This is a genomic window from Rhodococcus sp. 15-725-2-2b (assembly GCF_002259075.1).
GTDB lineage: Bacteria > Actinomycetota > Actinomycetes > Mycobacteriales > Mycobacteriaceae > Rhodococcoides.
The window spans coordinates 1-18,189 of record NZ_NPFL01000009.1; the positions used below are offsets into that span (position 1 = coordinate 1).

At 65.0% G+C, this 18,189-nt stretch carries 19 protein-coding genes and 1 tRNA gene; 13 read left to right on the forward strand and 7 right to left on the reverse strand.

Going from position 1 to position 18,189, the window contains the following annotated elements:
• A partial coding sequence (locus CH306_RS11235) for an HNH endonuclease signature motif containing protein (protein WP_143545382.1) occupies positions 1-379 on the forward strand: 379 nt, incomplete at its 5' end.
• Between the two features lie 30 nt (positions 380-409).
• Here the strand turns inward: CH306_RS11235 and CH306_RS11240 are convergent.
• Both CH306_RS11240 and CH306_RS11245 read right to left on the reverse strand, forming a co-directional pair.
• Positions 410-1,330 carry a polysaccharide deacetylase family protein gene (locus tag CH306_RS11240; protein ID WP_256981136.1) on the reverse strand — a complete coding sequence of 307 codons (921 nt, stop codon included), beginning with the start codon at positions 1,328-1,330 and terminating at the stop codon, positions 410-412.
• Between the two features lie 212 nt (positions 1,331-1,542).
• Entirely contained in the window at positions 1,543-2,109 is a 567-nt protein-coding gene (locus tag CH306_RS11245; protein WP_094646728.1) for a CGNR zinc finger domain-containing protein, read from the reverse strand.
• A gap of 79 nt (positions 2,110-2,188) precedes the next feature.
• On the opposite strand from CH306_RS11245, the gene CH306_RS11250 reads away from it, so the two are divergent.
• From CH306_RS11250 to CH306_RS11305, 12 genes are all read left to right on the forward strand, one after another.
• A complete protein-coding gene (locus CH306_RS11250) occupies positions 2,189-3,376 on the forward strand; it encodes an epoxide hydrolase family protein (protein WP_094646649.1) in 1,188 nt (395 codons plus the stop codon).
• A gap of 114 nt (positions 3,377-3,490) precedes the next feature.
• On the forward strand, positions 3,491-4,096 hold the full coding sequence (locus CH306_RS11255) for a TetR/AcrR family transcriptional regulator (RefSeq protein WP_373453941.1): 606 nt from the start codon (positions 3,491-3,493) through the stop codon (positions 4,094-4,096).
• A complete protein-coding gene (locus CH306_RS11260; protein WP_094646650.1) occupies positions 4,093-5,601 on the forward strand; it encodes a flavin-containing monooxygenase in 1,509 nt (502 codons plus the stop codon). The genes CH306_RS11255 and CH306_RS11260 overlap by 4 nt, the downstream gene beginning before the upstream one ends.
• Entirely contained in the window at positions 5,598-7,289 is a 1,692-nt protein-coding gene (locus tag CH306_RS11265) for a GMC oxidoreductase (protein ID WP_094646651.1), read from the forward strand. The genes CH306_RS11260 and CH306_RS11265 overlap by 4 nt, the downstream gene beginning before the upstream one ends.
• On the forward strand, positions 7,289-7,924 hold the full coding sequence (locus tag CH306_RS11270) for an acetoacetate decarboxylase family protein (RefSeq protein WP_094646652.1): 636 nt from the start codon (positions 7,289-7,291) through the stop codon (positions 7,922-7,924). The genes CH306_RS11265 and CH306_RS11270 overlap by 1 nt, the downstream gene beginning before the upstream one ends.
• A gap of 52 nt (positions 7,925-7,976) precedes the next feature.
• Entirely contained in the window at positions 7,977-8,411 is a 435-nt protein-coding gene (locus CH306_RS11275; protein WP_094628492.1) for a Fur family transcriptional regulator, read from the forward strand.
• A gap of 91 nt (positions 8,412-8,502) precedes the next feature.
• The gene (locus CH306_RS11280; protein ID WP_179272856.1) at positions 8,503-10,035 is read left to right on the forward strand and encodes a catalase; all 1,533 of its coding nucleotides are present in this window, start codon (positions 8,503-8,505) and stop codon (positions 10,033-10,035) included.
• Between the two features lie 144 nt (positions 10,036-10,179).
• Positions 10,180-10,653 (forward strand): Dps family protein, encoded by a 474-nt coding sequence (locus tag CH306_RS11285; RefSeq protein ID WP_032380678.1) that lies wholly within the window; start codon positions 10,180-10,182, stop codon positions 10,651-10,653.
• 95 nt (positions 10,654-10,748) lie between these two features.
• Positions 10,749-11,438 (forward strand): HAD family hydrolase, encoded by a 690-nt coding sequence (locus tag CH306_RS11290; RefSeq protein WP_032395277.1) that lies wholly within the window; start codon positions 10,749-10,751, stop codon positions 11,436-11,438.
• A complete protein-coding gene (locus CH306_RS11295; protein ID WP_179272855.1) occupies positions 11,435-13,234 on the forward strand; it encodes a glycoside hydrolase family 15 protein in 1,800 nt (599 codons plus the stop codon). Before CH306_RS11290 ends, CH306_RS11295 begins: the two co-directional genes overlap by 4 nt.
• Before the next feature lie 29 nt (positions 13,235-13,263).
• Entirely contained in the window at positions 13,264-14,064 is an 801-nt protein-coding gene (locus tag CH306_RS11300) for an SDR family NAD(P)-dependent oxidoreductase (RefSeq protein ID WP_032395275.1), read from the forward strand.
• A 9-nt stretch (positions 14,065-14,073) separates the two neighbouring features.
• Complete coding sequence (locus CH306_RS11305) at positions 14,074-15,045, forward strand: LLM class F420-dependent oxidoreductase (protein ID WP_032395274.1); 972 nt, start codon at positions 14,074-14,076, stop codon at positions 15,043-15,045.
• Positions 15,046-15,095: 50 nt separating this feature from the next.
• Here the strand turns inward: CH306_RS11305 and CH306_RS11310 are convergent, their stop codons facing one another.
• The 5 genes from CH306_RS11310 to CH306_RS11330 all read right to left on the reverse strand — a co-directional run bounded on the left by CH306_RS11310 (position 15,096) and on the right by CH306_RS11330 (position 18,184).
• Positions 15,096-15,851: an ABC transporter permease gene (locus tag CH306_RS11310; RefSeq protein ID WP_094646653.1), complete on the reverse strand. Its 756-nt coding sequence runs from the start codon at positions 15,849-15,851 to the stop codon at positions 15,096-15,098.
• Entirely contained in the window at positions 15,848-16,594 is a 747-nt protein-coding gene (locus tag CH306_RS11315) for an ABC transporter permease (protein ID WP_094646654.1), read from the reverse strand. Before CH306_RS11315 ends, CH306_RS11310 begins: the two co-directional genes overlap by 4 nt.
• Positions 16,591-17,493, reverse strand: coding sequence for an ABC transporter ATP-binding protein (locus CH306_RS11320; protein WP_094646655.1), 903 nt, complete (start codon positions 17,491-17,493; stop codon positions 16,591-16,593). Before CH306_RS11320 ends, CH306_RS11315 begins: the two co-directional genes overlap by 4 nt.
• A gap of 86 nt (positions 17,494-17,579) precedes the next feature.
• Positions 17,580-18,005 (reverse strand): SRPBCC family protein, encoded by a 426-nt coding sequence (locus tag CH306_RS11325; RefSeq protein ID WP_045200851.1) that lies wholly within the window; start codon positions 18,003-18,005, stop codon positions 17,580-17,582.
• A 105-nt stretch (positions 18,006-18,110) separates the two neighbouring features.
• Positions 18,111-18,184, reverse strand: a tRNA-Pro gene (locus CH306_RS11330).
• Positions 18,185-18,189 lie beyond the last annotated feature (5 nt).

Sequence of the window (18,189 nt, forward strand, 5' to 3'; positions counted from 1 at the left end):
ACTTCTCACTTGCGACGCAGACCTCACCCCGGTGATCGTCGACCACCACGGCGTCCCGCTCGCGCTCGGGCGCACCACCAGACTCGCCACCGACGACCAGCGCATCGCCCTGACCATCCGCGACCGATGCTGCGTCATGTGCGGCCGCCCCGCGCAGTGGTGCCACGCCCACCACGTGAGGTTCTGGGAACACGGCGGCAGAACCGACCTGAGCAACCTCGCGCTGGTCTGCGGCGAATGCCACCGCCTCGTCCACCAGGGCCACTGGCAACTGCTCATGGGCGACGACGGACACCCCTATGCCATCCCACCCGAATCCATCGACCCCACACGCCAACCCATCCCCAGCTACCACCGACGACAACACCGCGCAGCCTGACCACGCGTCAGCTGCGACCCTTCGATTCGACTATTCGTCTCCGGCCGGCGTCTGCGGGGGTACGAGGCTGCGGTAGTGCGCTGCGATCTCGCCCGGTGTTGTGAACCAGACGCCGTCGCCGTTGTCGGTCATGTGCTGCAGCGCCGCGCGGAACCGTCGAAGTCGATAGGGCTGGCCGGTGAGGAAGGTGTGCAGCGAGATCGCGAGCACCAATCGTTGGCGCTCCGCGTTCTCCTTCGATTCGTCGAAACTGTCGATGATGTTGCGCTCGAACGTCGTTGCAGTCTGGTGATGGTGGACGAACACCGGTAGGTCGTTCACCTCGTGCGGGTACGGGACACTGAGCAACGGCCCGCCGCGGGTCTTCAGCCACACCGGCTGATCGTCGATGGGCCAGTCCAGCGTGTACTCGTAGCCTCGTTCGGCGAGAAGGTCCTCGGTCACGCGGCTGGGGTTGGCACCGGGGCTCATCCAACCCCGAGGCGGGGCACCCTCGTGACGCTCGATCGCGGAGGTGACCTCGTCTATCGAGCGCCGTTCGTCGTCCTCGTTCTGATCGTTGGGCTGTACGGCGTTGGTTCGGCCGTGCGAGACGACCTCGGCATCGAGGGCGCGGAAGGCCTCGATCAGTTGCGGGGCATGCTCGTACACCTCGGTGTTGACGAGCACGGTCGGGCGAATGCCGCTCTGCTGCAACGTCTCTGCGATTCGAAACCCACCGACTCGGTTGCCGTACTCACGCCACCCCCAGTTGTAGGTGTTGGGCTGGTCCATCGCTGGCGTGTATCCGAGGCCGGGTTCGCCGTCGTCGTACGGAAAGTGCTCGCAATTGACGGCCACGTACACCGCGAGGCGCGCACCGCCCGGCCAGTCGAACTGTGGTCGATCGCCGATGGGGGAGTAGTCGAAGCGTCCGTGAGAGGCGAGGGGCATGGCCGCAGAATTGCCCACGGTCGTTTCCTGCAAACCAACTGCGTCGATTGCGAATTCGGTGAATGGACATCTCGGGCAGTCCGGTTGCCGCCCGTAGTGATGCACGTGATTCCAGCGCAACGATCGAACCGCGACGGAGTTCGTTGCCCCGGTTCGGGGTCGTCGAGTGATCGTGCGGTGGCTACCGATGCTGCTCGGGGTTGCCTCGAGGATGGCGACTCCGTCGGCGGTCAGTGGGAATGCTGTTGTCGGTTGGCGGCAAATCGGGCTTTCTTCTGACGGTTTCCGCAGGTGTTCATGTCGCACCATTTCCGGCTGCGGCTTTGGCTGGTGTCGAAGAACGCCGCTCGGCAAGTCGGCGATGCGCACAGTGCCAGCTTTCCGTCCCGCTCGCCGGAGATGATGTCGATGGCGTCGTCGGCGATGACGCCCAAGGCGTCTTCGACGGCTGACTCCGAGTTCAACGTCCATCGCCGTGTGCCCTCGGGTGTCAGGACCGCCGACGCATTGCCCCGAACGCTGTGGTCGTTGACGACCTGGACGGCCGACGCGGGCAGAGCCTCGTGGACTGCCGCCGCTGTCGCGGCGAGGTGTATCGCTTCGCGCAGTTCCACGGCCAGGTCCAGTTGTGCCGAGGTGCAGGAATCGACGGAGAGTCCGTTCGATGCCAACCAGTCGACGAAACGATGAGGAACCGGAATTCGTTCCACGGGGTCGCCGCGTCGCTCGGTCAACGTCCCGGTGAACGCGGTGCTCAGCACGCTTCCGGGTCGGAACTCGGGGAACTCTGCAGCCATGCGAACCAGCTTAGCCGGTTGCGCATCGGTCACCGCGAAAGGTAGAACTGGCTTAGCCGGTTCCATCGAAGGAGATTTCATGACGACACCGAGCTCGACGGATGTGCACGCGTTCGAGTTCCGCGCATCGGACGCGGACCTGGACGATCTCCACTCACGGCTGAGCGCCGCACGGCTACCGGAACCGGAGACGGTGTCCCTTAGTGAATCCGGCCGGCGACGATGGAGCCAGGGCGTTCCGCTGGCGGACCTCCAGGAGGTCGTCGGCTATTGGCGTACCGGATACGACTGGCACAAGTTCGAGGACCGTCTCGACGCCGTCGGTCAGTTCCGCACGATCATCGACGGCCTGGGAATTCACTTCATGCACTGTCGATCCGCGCGTGTGGACGCCGTTCCGCTGATCATGACGCACGGCTGGCCGGGCAGTATTGCCGAGTTCGTCGATGTAGTGGACGCTTTGGCGAATCCCGATGACCCCGGCGCGCCTGCGTTCCACGTCGTCGTCCCATCGCTGCCCGGGTTCGGTTTCAGTGGCAGACCGAGCGCCACCGGTTGGGGAACCGAAAAGATCGCGGCCGCGTGGGTCGAGCTGATGCAACGGCTCGGGTACCGAAAGTTCCTGGCCCATGGCGGCGACTGGGGAGGCGTGGTCACCACCATCCTCGGCGGCCGCTTCCCGGAGCATGTCCTCGGGATTCACACCACGCTCGCGCAGGCAACGCCGGGGATGACGACAGAAGGCCTGACCGCTGACGAACGCCGGTGGGCCGAGGACACGAGAGATTTCCGGCTGCATCGCTCGGCATACGCGAAGCAGCAGGCCACCGGTCCGCAGACCGTCGGGTATTCGCTGGTCGACTCCCCGGTCGGTCTGCTTGCCTGGATTCTCGACAAATTCGCGGAGTGGACGGACACCGAGGACAGTCCGTTCGAGACGATCTCGAGGGACCGGCTTCTGGACAATGTCACCCTGTACTGGCTGACCCGCACCGGCGCATCGTCGGCTCGGATCTACTACGAGAGTCACGACTCGCTGGATCCGAATCTGCGGGTCGACGTTCCGGCGGCGATCACGACCTACCCCCACGACATCGAGAAAACTCCTCGCGCGTGGGCTCGGCACCGCTTCCGGCGTATCGCGAGATGGCACGCACCCGAGTCCGGGGGACATTTTCCGTCGCTCGAGAATCCCCAGGGCTTCGTCGGAGATCTGCGGGACGGGCTCGCTGCTGTGATGGCGGAGATCGGAACGCGTAGTACCTGAAAACACGGCTCTGTAGCGCCAGGACCGGCGGGTGGATGCGTTCAGGCACGGCTGCGCCCGCCGATCTCGACCAACTTAAAGTCAGGCTGGACTGTTTGTTGATTTAGCGCTACTGTGCAAAGTGTGACTACCGACACAGGGCTCGACGGCGCAGCGCCTACCGAGCGCCGGACCCAGGCCGAACGCACCGCGGGCACTCGGGCAAAGCTGCTCGACGCCGCGATCGACTGCCTGGTCGAGCTGGGCTTCGCCAAGACCAGCACCCAGGAGATCGCCCGGCGTGCCGGTGTCTCCCGCGGTGCACAGCTGCACCACTTCCCGACCAAGGAATCCCTGCTGATCGCGGCCGTCGAGCACCTGGTCGATCGTCGTCTCTCGGAGATCCTCGAAGCCGAACCGGACCCCGAGCGAGGGCCCGAGATCCTCGCCGACGCATTCTCCGGTCCCCTCTTCCACGCCGCGCTCGAGCTGTGGGTGGCGGCCCGTACCGATCCGGCCCTCCACGAGGCGATGATTCCGCTGGAGCGGCGCGTCGCCGAGGCCATTCAGGGCGGTGCCCAGATCGTCATGGGTAGTCGAATGTCTCCCGAATCCATCGAGCTCAGTGTCGAACTCGCCCGCGGACTGGCCGTCTCGGCGCTGTTCCGTACTCCCGAAGCCGACGCGCAACTGCGCGGGCGGCTCCTTCCGATCTGGTCCGAAAAGGTGATGGACGCGTGAACGCAACACTTCCCGAACAACTCGACGTGTTGGTGGTCGGAGCCGGTTTCGCGGGCTTGGCCGCGGTGGCCAAGATCCTCGCCGCCGACCCGAGCGCCGACGTGACCGTCATCGAACGCGCGTCCGACGTGGGTGGGACGTGGCGCGACAACACCTACCCCGGGTGTGCATGCGACGTGCCGACCTCGCTGTACTCGTTCTCGTTCGCTCCCAGTCCCAAGTGGAGTCACACCTTCGCGCGGCAACCGGAGTTGTTCGACTACCTGCGTTCGGTGGTGGATCGTCTGGACCTCAACGATCGCATCGTCACGAACTGCGAACTTCGGTCCGCGACCTGGGACGAGGCGACCAAGCGATGGTCGGTGCAGACGTCTCGCGGGTCGGCGAGCGCCAGGGTGTTGGTCGCTGCCACCGGGGCACTGTCCACTCCGAAGATCCCGGACGTCCCGGGCATCGACACGTTCGCCGGCACCGTGTTCCACTCCGCCACCTGGAATCACGAGCACGACCTCACCGGTGAGCGGGTCGCCGTGATCGGCACCGGGGCCTCGGCCGTGCAGTTCGTCCCCGAGATCGTCGACCGCGCCGAACGGCTCACCGTCTTCCAGCGCACTCCCGCATGGGTGATTCCGCGCCTGGACCGCACCATCGGCCGGCTCGAAAGAACAGTGTACGAAAAGATTCCCGCGGCCCATCGCGCGGTGCGCGGTGTCATCTACGGCTACCGCGAGGCCTACGTCACGGTGCTGGCGGACAATCCGTGGATGCTGCCCGCGGTGAAGGTGTTCGCCAAGGCCAACTTGAAGCGGCAGGTCAAGGATCCCGCGACGCGGGCCGCTCTCACCCCCGATTACGCACCCGGGTGCAAAAGGCTTCTGCTGTCCAATGATTGGCTGCGGACGTTGGATCGTCCCGATGTCGATCTCGTGACGTCGGGCCTGGCGTCGGTGACCGAGAACGGCGTCGTCGACGCCTCGGGCCGCAACCACGAGGTGGACACGATCATCTTCGCGACCGGGTTCACCCCCACCGAGCCGCCGGTGTCTCATCTGTTGCGCGGCAACGACGGTCGGACGCTGGCGGAGCACTGGGGCGGTAGTCCGCAGGCGCATCTGGGGACCACCGTCGCAGGCTTCCCGAACCTGTTCCTGATGTACGGCCCCAACACCAACCTCGGGCACAGTTCCATCGTCTACATGCTCGAGTCGCAGGCCAATTACGTGGTCTCCGCGCTGAACGAGATGAAGCATCGGAGGGTCGCGGCCGTCGAGGTAAACGAAGCCGCTCAGCGCCAACACAATTCGTGGGTCGACTCCGCGCTCGACGGCACCGTCTGGAATGCCGGTGGCTGCTCGAGCTGGTACCTCGACGCCAACGGCCGCAACTCGACGATGTGGCCCACCTACACGTTCAAGTTCCGCAACAAGACGCGCGAGTTCGACGTCGCGAACTATCGGCTCGCGTCCGACACTCTCGAATCCGACCACGAGGTGGTAACAGCATGAGTGACTACGACGTATTGATCATCGGCTCCGGTTTCGGCGGTAGTGTCGCCGCATTGCGCGCAGTCGAGAAGGGCTACCGGGTGGCGGTTCTCGAGTCCGGTCGCCGATTCGAGGACGGCGAACTGCCGAAGACCAGCTGGCGTCTACGAAAGTACCTGTGGGCTCCGGCCCTGGGTTGCTATGGGGTGCAACGCATTCACCTGCTGCCCGATGTGCTGGTGATGGCGGGGGCCGGCGTCGGCGGAGGGTCGCTGAACTACGCGAACACGCTGTACCAACCGCCGGCGAAGTTCTTCGAGGATCCGCAGTGGGGTTCGATCACCGACTGGCAGCGCGAGCTGAACCCGTACTACGACCAGGCCCGCCGGATGCTCGGCGTCGAGACCAACCCGACCATCACCGCCTCGGACAAGGTGATGAAGGAGGTGGCGGAGGACATGGGCGTGGGGGACACGTTCACCTCGACCCCGGTGGGCGTCTACTTCGGTGACCGCGGCAAGACTGCACCCGACCCGTTCTTCGGTGGTGCAGGCCCCGAGCGCACCGGGTGCACCGAGTGCGGAGCGTGCATGACCGGCTGCCGCGTCGGCGCGAAGAACACCCTCGTCAAGAACTACCTGTATCTCGCCGAACACGCAGGCGCTCATGTTCTTCCGTTGACCACGGTCGTGGACGTGCGCCCGAACGGCGCAGGCTACGACGTGGTGACGCGACGGACGGGCGGGAAGCTGCGTCGCAAGGAGAAGACGATCACCGCCGATCAGGTGATCTTCTCGGCCGGGACCTACGGCACCCAGAAGCTGATGCTCGCGGCCAAGGAGAAGGGCTCGTTGCCACGGCTGTCGGAGCGTATCGGCTCGCTCGTGCGCACCAACTCCGAGGCCGTGCTCGCCGCGACCGCCAGGGGCCGCGAGGTCGACTATCACGAGGGTGTTGCGATCACGTCGTCGTTCCATCCCGACGATCACACCCACATCGAGCCGGTGCGATACGGCAAGGGCAGCAACGCCATCGGCCTGCTGCAGACCGTGCTCAGCGACGGCGGCGGCAAGATGCCACGCATCCTCAAGACCCTCGGCGTCGCGTTGCGTCATCCCGGCGCTGCGGCGCGGAGCCTGTCGGTCCATCGGTGGTCGGAGCGCACCGTCATCGCACTGGTGATGCAGACCGACGACAACTCGCTCGAGCTCGGATCCAAGAAGGGGCCGTTCGGGCGGCGCCTCACCAGCAGGCCCGGTGCGGGTGATCCACCGCCGCAGTGGATTCCGCAGGGGCACGAGGCCATTCGTCTGCTCGCGGACAAGATCGGCGGCGACCCGGGCGGATCGATCGCCGAGATCGTCAACATTCCGATGACCGCGCACTTCCTCGGTGGCTGCGCGATCGGTGACTCGCCGCAGACCGGGGTGATCGACGGGTACCAGCGGGTCTACGGCTACGAGGGACTGCACGTGCTCGACGGTTCTGCCGTCAGCGCCAACCTCGGCGTCAATCCGTCCCTGACGATCACCGCCCAGGCCGAGCGCGCAATGGCGTTGTGGCCCAACAAGGGTGAAGCCGATCGGCGACCCGCGGTGGGATCGGGGTATCAGGAGATCGCACCCACACAGCCGGTGCACCCGGTGGTGCCGGTGTCGGCCCCGGGTGCCCTGCGGCTCCCGCTGACCGTCGTGGGGAGGGATCGATGATGTGGAGTGTCACCGAATCCGAGACCGAGCGCACCGATTGGCCGATCAGCCCGGCAGCGCCGTGGCCGGCGAATGTCCGCGCCACCATCTGGTGGCATCGGGCCCGGTCGTCGGAGTTCGCGCCGGCCGGTGCCAAGACTCTGCCGATCACGATGTGCATGATCGTCGACTACACCACCTCGCCGGTCGGCCCGTACCGCGAGATCCTGGCGAGCCCGGCCCTGCGCCGGGACGTCGGACGCGTTCCGCGGATGGCGGTGCCGTTCATCGCCGTGGATTCCGCGACGTCGGTGCACGGCGGCCGGACCAACTGGCACCTGCCCAAGGTGTTGGCCGAATTCGAGGGCGACGTGCTGGGCGAGGCCGGGGCGAGCGGCGACGAATGGTCGGTCCGGACGACGTCCCGCGGCGTCGGACCGCAGTTCCCGATGCTCGGCTCGATCGGTTTCGCGCAGCCGGTGCCCGGCGGATCGGCCGTGGCCGTCGCGAGTCTGAGGGGCAAGGCCAGGGTGGCCCGCGTCGAGGTGGACGCCAAGGGCCCCACGTTGAGTCGCTGGATGCCGTCGGGCACGTATTTCGGGTTGCAGATCGTGTCGGGGTCGATGCGGACCGGTGAAGCGCGCCTGGTCGGATAGCGACGACCCCGCTTTTCTTGACTTAGTCCAGATTAGGGGCATACTGGGGTACATGCAGCTCACCGAACGTGTCGACCCCGCAGCGCAGTTGCGCTCGGTGGGCCTACGCGTCACCGGACCCCGAGTTGCAGTTCTGGATGCGGTCACAGCCCGACCGCATTCGGACGCCGACGACATCGCTGCCGCCGTTCGCGAGAGCGGCGGCTCGGTGTCGACCCAGGCCGTCTACGACGTGCTCAGGGCCTGCGTCGACGTAGGTCTGCTGCGTCGCATCGAACCTGCGGGTTCGGCTGCGCTGTACGAGAGCCGGACGGCGGACAATCATCACCACCTCGTGTGCCGGGAATGCCACGCGGTGGCCGATGTCGACTGCGTTGTCGGAGCAGCGCCGTGCCTCGTACCCGAGGACACGCGCGGATTCGTCGTCGACGAAGCCGAAATCGTCTTCTGGGGTTTGTGCGGCGACTGCACGAGGCATTCCGTCTAGTACTGCGGTCCAGCGTACGGCCGCTCGGTTTCACCGATTTTCGAGAAGCAGCCCCTTCTCGAACCCGATTCAGCCCTTCAGGAGGCTTCGTATGACCAAGCCGATCACCAACAAACCGACTACCAGCAACTCGGGAATCCCCGTGCCCAGCGACGATCAGTCGCTGACCGCCGGAACGCAGGGTCCGATTCTTCTGCACGATCACTGCCTCATCGAGAAGATGGCGCAGTTCAACCGTGAGCGGGTCCCGGAGCGCGTCGTGCACGCCAAGGGCGCAGGCGCGTTCGGTGAACTCGAGATCACCGGAGACATCAGCAAGTACACCAAGGCGAAGGCGTTGCAGCCCGGTGCCAAGACCGAGATGCTGGCGCGCTTCTCCACCGTCGCCGGCGAGCAGGGCAGCCCCGACACCTGGCGCGACCCGCGTGGCTTCTCGCTGAAGTTCTACACCGAGGAAGGCAACTGGGACCTGGTCGGCAACAACACCCCGATCTTCTTCGTCAAGGACCCGATCAAGTTCCAGGACTTCATCCGCAGCCAGAAGCGCATGCCCGACTCCGGTCTGCGCGACAACAATATGCAGTGGGACTTCTGGACCCTTTCGCCCGAGTCGGCACACCAGGTGACATGGCTCATGGGTGACCGCGGCATCCCCAAGTCGTTCCGCCACATGGACGGCTTCGGCTCGCACACCTACCAGCTCATCGCCGAGGACGGCACGAAGACCTGGGTGAAGTTCCACTTCAAGACCGACCAGGGGATCGACTACCTGACGCAGGACAAGGCGGACGAGGTTGCGGGCACGTCGCCCGACCATCACCGTCAGGACCTGTTCGGATCCATCAAGAACGGCGACTTCCCCAGCTGGACCCTCAAGGTGCAGCTCATGCCGTACGACGAGGCCGAGAACTACAAGTACAACCCGTTCGACCTCACCAAGGTCTGGTCGCAGAAGGACTACCCGCTGATCGAGGTCGGCAAGATGACCTTGAACCGCAACCCGGAGAACTTCTTCGCGCAGATCGAGCAGAGCTCGTTCGAGCCGTCCAACACCGTGCCCGGCATCGGATTCAGCCCCGACAAGATGCTGCTCGGACGCGTCTTCTCCTACGCCGACGCGCACCGGTACCGCATCGGAGCGAACTACGCGCAGCTGCCGGTCAACGCCCCGAAGTCCGAGGTCAACTCGTACTCCAAGGACGGCAACATGCGGTACTCGTTCAACTCTCCGGAAACGCCCGTCTACGCGCCGAACTCGTTCGGCGGCCCGTCGGCTGACACGAACAAGTACGGCGACGACGGAGCGTGGGACTTCGAGCCTCGTTTCGTGCGTACCGGGTACATCGAGCACCCCGAAGACGGCGACTTCGTGCAGGCCGGAGCCTTGGTCCGCGAGGTCATGGACGATGCGCAGCGTGAGCGTCTCGTCGGAAACATCGTCGGACACGTCCTCAACGGCGTGAGCGAGCCCGTTCTGAGCCGGGTGTTCGAGTACTGGACCAATGTCGATGCCGACCTCGGCAAGAAGGTCGAGGAGGGCGTTCGGTCGCAGCAGAACGAGACCGCACCGACCACCGGTGCAGGCGCAGTCGACGATCCTGCCGACGAGGCCGCCAAGGTCTGATCCGACCGGTTCTGGGATCGGCGTCACAGCGACGGTGGCGCCGATCCGGAACAATGCACGTCGACCTGCCGTTGTGCAGTACAGACGAAAGCACAATAATGGCGTGCGATGCACACCGTCGTCCAACGGCAGGGAGGCCACATCATGACGAACCCCATCACCAGTACCCTCGACGCAGGTCAGCAGAAGATCGCCGGCGACGCACTCCAGGGAACCGTGGTCGATCTCATCGACCTCTCGCTGATCGCGAAGCAGGCGCACTGGAACGTGATCGGTAAGAACTTCCGGTCGGTGCACCTCGAACTCGACGAGTTGGTCACGGCCGCACGTGAATTCACCGATCAGGCCGCCGAGCGCGCCACCGCCATCGGGGTCAGCCCCGACGGCCGTGCAGCCACCGTCTCCTCGACGGCAGGCACCAAGGGCTTCGGTGCCGGGTGGACTCAGGACAGCGAGGTCGTCCCCGCTGTCGTCGACAACATCGCCGCGGTCGTCGAGCGTCTTCGCGGACGCATCGCCGATACCGGCGAAGCCGATCCGGTGACCCAGGACCTGCTCATCGGCATCACAGCTCGGCTCGAGCAGCTGCACTGGATGTGGCAGGCCCAGGCCAGCTGACGTTTCTCCACGACAGGCCCCCCGCGTACTGCGGGGGGCCTGTTGCTTTCGTCCGACGATTGTTTGCCCGCACCACCCCCGGGTATCCGACGCTCATGCCTGTCCCCACACCGACTGTCGGTGCAGTTCTGCTCGACATCGACGGCACCCTCGTCGATTCCAACTACGTGCACGTCGACGCCTGGTCGCGTGCATTTCGTGAGGCGGGCCACGAAGTGCCGTCGTGGCGTGTTCATCGAAGCATCGGCATGGACGGGTCGAAGTTGCTGGAGACACTCGTCGGCTCGTCCGACAGTGCACTGGCGCAGGAAGCGAAGAAGCTGCACGGCGAGTACTACGCCGAGGCCTCGTCCGATCTCGAAGTGCTACCGGGTGCTCGGGAACTGTTGGCGGACTTGAGTACCCGTGGAGTGACCGTCGTGCTCGCAACATCGGCTCCCGAGAGCGAACTGTCGACGTTGCGAGATCTGTTGGACGTCGAGGATTCGGTTGCTGTCGTCACGTCCGGTGAGGACGCAGAGGTCGCCAAGCCGGAGCCCGACATCATCGCGGTGGCTCTGGAACGGGCAGGCGTCGAGGCTGTCGACGCGGTGATGGTCGGCGACAGTGTGTGGGACATCGAGTCGGCCGGGCGCGCGGGCGTACGCGCCATCGGCGTGTTGAGCGGCGGAATCTCGCGCAGCGAATTGCTCGACGCGGGCGCGGCAGCGGTGTTCGACGACCCGGCCGATCTGCTCGAGCACGTCGAGAGCAGCCCGATCTTCGCTGGAAAGGCACGTGCTTGAACGACTTCCGAAAGCCGTACCCCCGGGTGGACGGTTATGTCGCCATCGAAAGTTACGGAGCCATCGGCGACGGCCGAACCGTGGCTATGATCGCCGACGACGGCCGCATCGACTGGTTTCCGGTGCCCAACCTCGACTCGCCGCCGCCGTTCGCAGCATTGCTCGACGCGCCACACGGCGGCTACATCGAACTGACGCCCGTGGAAGAGTTCACCGTCCAACGCGAATTCGTCCCAGGGACAAACGTTCTGAGTACCACGTTCCGCACCGATTCCGGTTCCGTGCGCATCACCGACTCGTTGAACACCGGGGTCGCCGGCCGGCTCCCGTGGGTGGAGTTGGCCCGTCGCGTCGAGGGTCTCGACGGCACCGTCGAGCTGAGGTGGTCCGTCGCGCCGGGCACCATGCTCGGCATCGCGTCGCCGTGGGCGTACGACACCGAGCACGGCACCGTCCTGCGGGTCGACGGATTGACCTTGGCGGTGCGGACTCTGGGCATCGAGAACGTGCGCGTGGCCGACCGCGACATCGGTGGGGTCGTCAGCACGCAACCGGGTTCTCGGCATGTGCTGGGTGTGGTGGGGACGGAAAACGAGCCGCTGCCGTTGCCCGATCCGCAGCATCTCGACGAGGGGATCGATCGGACCATCGACAACTGGCGCGTGTGGTCCGACGAGTTCTCGTACGAGGGTCCGTGGGCAAAGCATGTGGCTCGCAGCGCGCTGGCCCTGAAACTGTTGCTGCACAGTCCGTCCGGTGCCATCGCCGCCGCCGCGACAACCTCGCTACCCGAGAACCGGACCGGTGGCAAGAACTGGGACTACCGCTACGCCTGGGTTCGCGACGCCGCGTACACCATTCGCGCTCTGCAACGGTTCGGTCTCCGTGAGGAGATCCACGCCGCGGTGGCGTGGCTGCTGAGGGTCATCCGTGTCAACGATCCGTTGGTCAACGTGTTCTACACCCTCGGCGGTGAATTGCCCGGTGGCACCGAACAACCCGACGTTCCCGGTTGGCGGAGCATCGGGCCGGTGGTCAACGGAAACGCCGCGGCGGACCAGCTGCAGTTGATGATCTTCGGTGACCTGTTCTCGATCATCCGGCAGTACGTCGACGCAGGAAACATCCTCGATGCGCAGACCGGTCGGCTGCTCGCGACCATCGCGGACGAGGCGTGCGATTCGTGGCAGCGCAAGGACGCCGGGATCTGGGAGCTCGAGGACGAGCAGCACTACACCAGTTCCAAACTGGGCTGTTGGCAAGCGCTGGACTGCGCGGTGCACCTGGCCGAAGCAGGGGAGATCCCGGGCATACCCGATCGGTGGAAGGCGGAGAGAGAACGCATCCGCCACTACGTCGAATTCGAATGCTGGTCGGACGAGCGCCAGGCCTATCTCGCGTACCCGGGTGCGGACGGCCTCGACGCGTCGGTGCTGCTGGCAGCCGAGATGGATTTCGATCGTGGAGAACGTCTTTCGTCCACCATCGATGCTCTCGTCGAAGAACTCGGTGCCGGACCGCTGATGTATCGATACAGCGGGGTGTCCGAGGAAGAAGTGACCTTCGTGGCCTGCGCCTTCTGGCGGGTGTCGGCGCTCTCCTGCGTCGGTCGAGACGACGAAGCCACAGCCCTGATGGACCAGCTGGTCGAGCTCTCGAACGACGTGGGGTTGTACAGCGAAATGATCGATGCTTCGGATGGATCGTTTCTGGGTAACTTCCCGCAGGGCTTGAGCCACCTGGCCCTGGTGAATGCGGCGCTGACCATCGCGCGCTCGCACGACGCCACAGCCTGACATCAACCTCTAGCGCAAAGTGGGATCGTATGGATCTGGGAATCGACGGTAGAACAGCGCTGGTGACCGGGGCCGACTCCGGCATCGGTTGGCACACGGCGAAAATGCTGTTGGCCGAGGGCGTTCGGGTCGTCATCAGCGACAAGGATCAGGACTCGCTCGACGCCGCCGCGGCCGAACTCGCGGCAGCGGAGGGCCGGTTGTTCGCGTTCGCTGCGGACGTGACCGACACCGAGGCCGTCGAGAAATTGGCCGTACAGACGCAGAAGGCAGTGGGCGACATCGACATTCTCGTTCAGTCCTCGGGCGTGACCGGAGCGCAGGGACTGTTCCACGAGATCGACGAGGAAGGGTGGCGGTCCACCCTCGACATCGACCTGATGGGCCCGGTCCGCCTGCTGCGGGCATTTCTGCCTGCACTACGCCGCGGCGGTTGGGGACGCATCGTGCTGTTGACGTCGGAGGATGCCGTGCAGCCCTACGACGACGAATTACCTTATTGCTCGGCCAAAGCCGGGGTTCTGGCCCTGGCCAAGGGCCTCTCGCGCAGCTACGCGTCGGAGGGACTACTGGTCAACGCCGTCTCTCCCGCGTTCATCCACACCCCGATGACCGACGCGATGATGGACAAACGCGCCGAGGAGAAGGGCACCGACCGCGACGGTGCCGTCGAGAGCTTCCTCGACGAGGAGCGTCCGTACATGGAACTCGGACGTCGAGGCGAGCCCGAGGAAGTCGCCTCGGTGATCACCTTCCTGTGCTCGGACCGCGCCAGCTTCGTCAACGGATCCAACTACCGAGTCGACGCCGGCTCCGTCGCAACTATCTAGGAGACACATATGACCAATTTCGGATACACCTTGATGACCGAGCAGAGCGGCCCGAAAGAGTTGGTGCAGTACGCCGTCGGTGCCGAGAAAGTCGGCTTCGACTTCGAGGTCAGCAGTGATCACTACTCACCGTGGCTCTCGTCCATGGGCCACTCGCCGTACGCCTGGACGACTCTGGGCGCGGTGGCTCAGGCCACCGAACGCGTCGAGCTGATGACGTACGTGACGTGCCCGATCATCCGGTACCACCCCGCCGTCGTCGCGCAGAAGGCTGCGACGTTGCAGATCCTGGCCGACGGACGCTTCACCCTCGGACTCGGCAGTGGTGAGAACCTGAACGAGCACGTCGTCGGCGAGGGATGGCCGTCCATCGACAAGCGCCAGGACATGTTCGTCGAGGCGCTCGAGATCATCCGCGCATTGCACGCCGGCGGCTTGGTCACCTACGAGGGCAAGCACTTTCGCGTCGACTCCGCCCGGATCTGGGACCTGCCCGAGGGCGGCGTGCCGATCGGTATCGCCGCCGGTGGTGAGAAGGCGGTGGCGCGGTTCGCCGAGTACGGCGATCACCTCATCGCCACCGAGCCGGATGCCGGTCTCGTCAAGGCGTGGTCCGACAACCACGAGGGACCGGCGCGGTCCATCGGACAGATCCCCATCTCCTGGGATCCGGACAAGGACGCTGCCATCGATCGCGCACACGATCGATTCCGCTGGTTCGCCGGTGGCTGGGCCGTGAACGCCGATCTTCCGACGACGGCGGGATTCGCCGGAGCCACCAAGTTCGTGCGGAAAGAGGATGTGGCCGACACGATTCCGTGCGGACCGGACCTCGATGCCATCGTCGAGGCCGTGAAGCCGTACTGGGAGGCCGGTTACACCGACATCGCCCTGGTTCAGGTGGGCGACGAAACCCAGGAGCGCTTCCTCGCCGAGGCCGCAGGCCCACTGTTGGAGAAGCTGCGCGCTGCATCCAGCTGAGCACAAGCGACGAGACCCCGATCGAGACCGTCGATCGGGGTCTCGCGCTGTCACCGAACGTGGATGTCTCTGCGGTTGAGTGCCCTGCCGGTCACCGCGACGACTACGACAGTGAGCAGTGCCGTGGCCGTCAGCACCGATAGTGCGGATCCGGTCGTGAGCGAACCGGAGTCACTGAAAGTGCCGGAGGCCAGTTGGGTTGCGCGAGTTGCCAGTGCATAGGGCAACACGAAGATTGCCTCGGTCACCTCGGCGGTGAGGAGGAACACCGATGTACCGGCCCCGACGAGAGCGATGGCAATCGGCACCGCAAACGACCTGATCGCCATCGACAGACCGGATTGCAGAGCCGCCACCGGTAGCGACCCCACCACGACGAGTGCACTGGTCGCGAAGAGCTCGGAAGGAAGCATGCCGTCGAGCGAGAAAACCACCTTGCCGACAACGACGACCGCTGCCAGCATGACGACGTTCATGGCCGCAGTCAGCGTTGCCACCACAGCCGTCTTGGCGATCACGATGCGCGTCGACGGAACCGGCCCACTCATCAGGGCATTCCAGTTCCCTCCTCGGTGTTCGGATTTCCACGCCAGCGAGGCCAGCACAGCAACGCCGAGTGCGAGTGGGAACAGGCCGTAGAACACGACTGTGCGCAACCACAACGTGCGCCACCCCTCTGCCGACTCTGCGCCCGACGCGATCGTGTTGAACGTTCCGACCCCCGCGATGATCAGAGGGAGGAGAACGACGACAGTCCATGCCTGCGAGCGCCTGAGCTTGATCATCTCTGCCGAAAACGCATTCATGCTCGTACCTCCTGTCGATCGAGTCGAACGGTCATGAGCCAGAACAACATTGCCCCGACAACTCCGAGGGCGACGATGCTGACGTAGGACGGGTTCAGTGTCACCACCTGCTCGCCTCGGTAGTCGGCGGCGGACGCCGAGGAGTAGTACCCCCACGGCGTCAGGTGTGCTGCCCAGGAGGGGAATCCGGAGGCGCAGATCGCGATGACGGTACCCACGATGCCGATTCCCAGCGCGACCAGTTGGTTGTCCACTCGCGCCGAAATCAGCAGGTGGAGTGCAAGTATTACGATGTTCACCGTCACCGCCGCCGCCGTGTAGCCCAACCACAGACCGGCAGGCAACGGTTGAGTCACCCCGATGGCGGTCCCCAGAAATACACCTGCAGCGCTGGCCGCCACCGTCGCGCCACCGACGACGAGGCCCGTCGAGACGAGCTTCGCCCGCACGAGGGCTCCGCGGTCGGCTCCAGTGGTCTGGTTCAGTAACCAGCCGTTGCACTGGTGCTCGACTTCCACTGTGCGGCTTGCCATCACTGCGATCAGCAGTGGCGACGCGATGGGGACGGCAAGGGACAGCCCGGCCAGTGGCAGTGCCCAGGAGACCGCGGTCGAATCGTTCGACGTCGCCGCGGTGAGAGCGCCGACGAAGGTCAACCCTACGATCGCGGCGACCAACAATGCGGCGATCGCGCCGATGTGCAGGTGCCTGAGTTTGGCGAATTCGTTGCGTACGGTCGTCACAGTCGGCCGCCCTTCGTCAGGTTCATGAATACGTCCTCGAGCGACTGATCGTCGCGTCGAACGCCGTAGACGCCTGCGTTTGCGCCGACGAGCTCCGCCACCACCTGCGCGATACCACGATCGTCGATGCCGGACAGCCTCAACGTGTGGTCGTCGAACTGCACCGGGATCTTCTGTTGCAGAATCGAACTCGCGCGGCTGGGATCGCTTGCGTCGATGAGCACGTCCGGAGTGGAGGCGGCGAACAGCTCGTCGCGGGTGCCTTGGAAAATCAGGCGGCCCTGGCTCAGGATTCCGAGCATGTTCGCCGTCTTGTCGATCTCGCCGAGCAGATGGCTCGAGACCATCACTGTCACACCGTGTTCGGCGAGATGACGGAGCAAGCCGCGGATCTCTTCGATGCCTGCCGGGTCCAAGCCGTTGGTGGGCTCGTCCAGGATCAGAAGTCGTGGTTCGCGCGCGAGTGCCATCGCAATGCCCAGGCGCTGTTTCATTCCCAGCGAGTAGTTCTTCACCTTCTTGTCGAGGTGTTCCTGCAGACGGACGGTGGCTACTGCCCGCTCGATCTGCTCGGCGTGCAATCCGAGCGAGCGTTGCACGATACGAAGGTTCTCCGCACCCGTGAGATGTCCGTACCCGGGCGGAGCTTCGATCAGTGATCCGATGTGCGAGAGCACTTCGCGGCGGGTGCCGTGATTCATCGGCCTACCCAGGATCTCCACCTCACCCGAGGTCGGTCGAATCAGGGACAGCAGCATTTTCATGGTCGTCGATTTGCCCGATCCGTTCGGACCGAGAAAGCCGTAGACGCAGCCCTCAGGAATGCGAAGGTTCACGTCGTCGACGACGGTATGCGTGTCGTAGCGCTTGCCGAGGCTGTGAGTTCTGACGATGTCCATGCCTCGACTCTGGCGCGTCGATCATGGAGAGTCGTCGCACCGGAGTATCGACATGGTCATACTCGAGGATGATGCCGAGCGAACCCCTACGGAGCCAGGCGCGAGAGGTTCTTCGAGATGCTCGACGTCAGTGCCTTACCGACGATCGCAGCGAGTCCGGGGACCGGCGCGTCGAAACCGATCGTGTAATCGAGTTCGGTGCCGCCGTCGGCGGTGGGGGTGAACTTCTGCACGCCCCAGTGACCGCGTAGCGGGCCGCCTTTGGTGATGCGGTACTCGATCAGCGAGTTCGGCTCGGAGGTGACCGTCGTTTCCTCGAACGCCGGTAGCGGGCCGAGCTTCAGGCTGCGGGTGGAGCCGACTCCATTGCGCGAGGTGTCACCGTCCCGAACGCGGCCGATCTTGGCCATGAAGAGCGGCCCGAGGTTCTCGTGTTCGGACAGTGCCGCGAACACGACCTCGGGCGGAGAGACGAAACGGTGCTTGACGTGTACGCGGGTGGGTGTCGGCATGTCGAGAAGTCCGTTCGCTGGCTCCGGCAAGGTGGACTCACAGTACGTGAGCACCGCACAACTGAAAATGGACCCGCTCGAGTGAATCGAGCGAGTCCATCTGTGTCGGGGTGGCGGGATTCGAACCCACGACCTCTTCGTCCCGAACGAAGCGCGCTACCAAGCTGCGCCACACCCCGTGTAC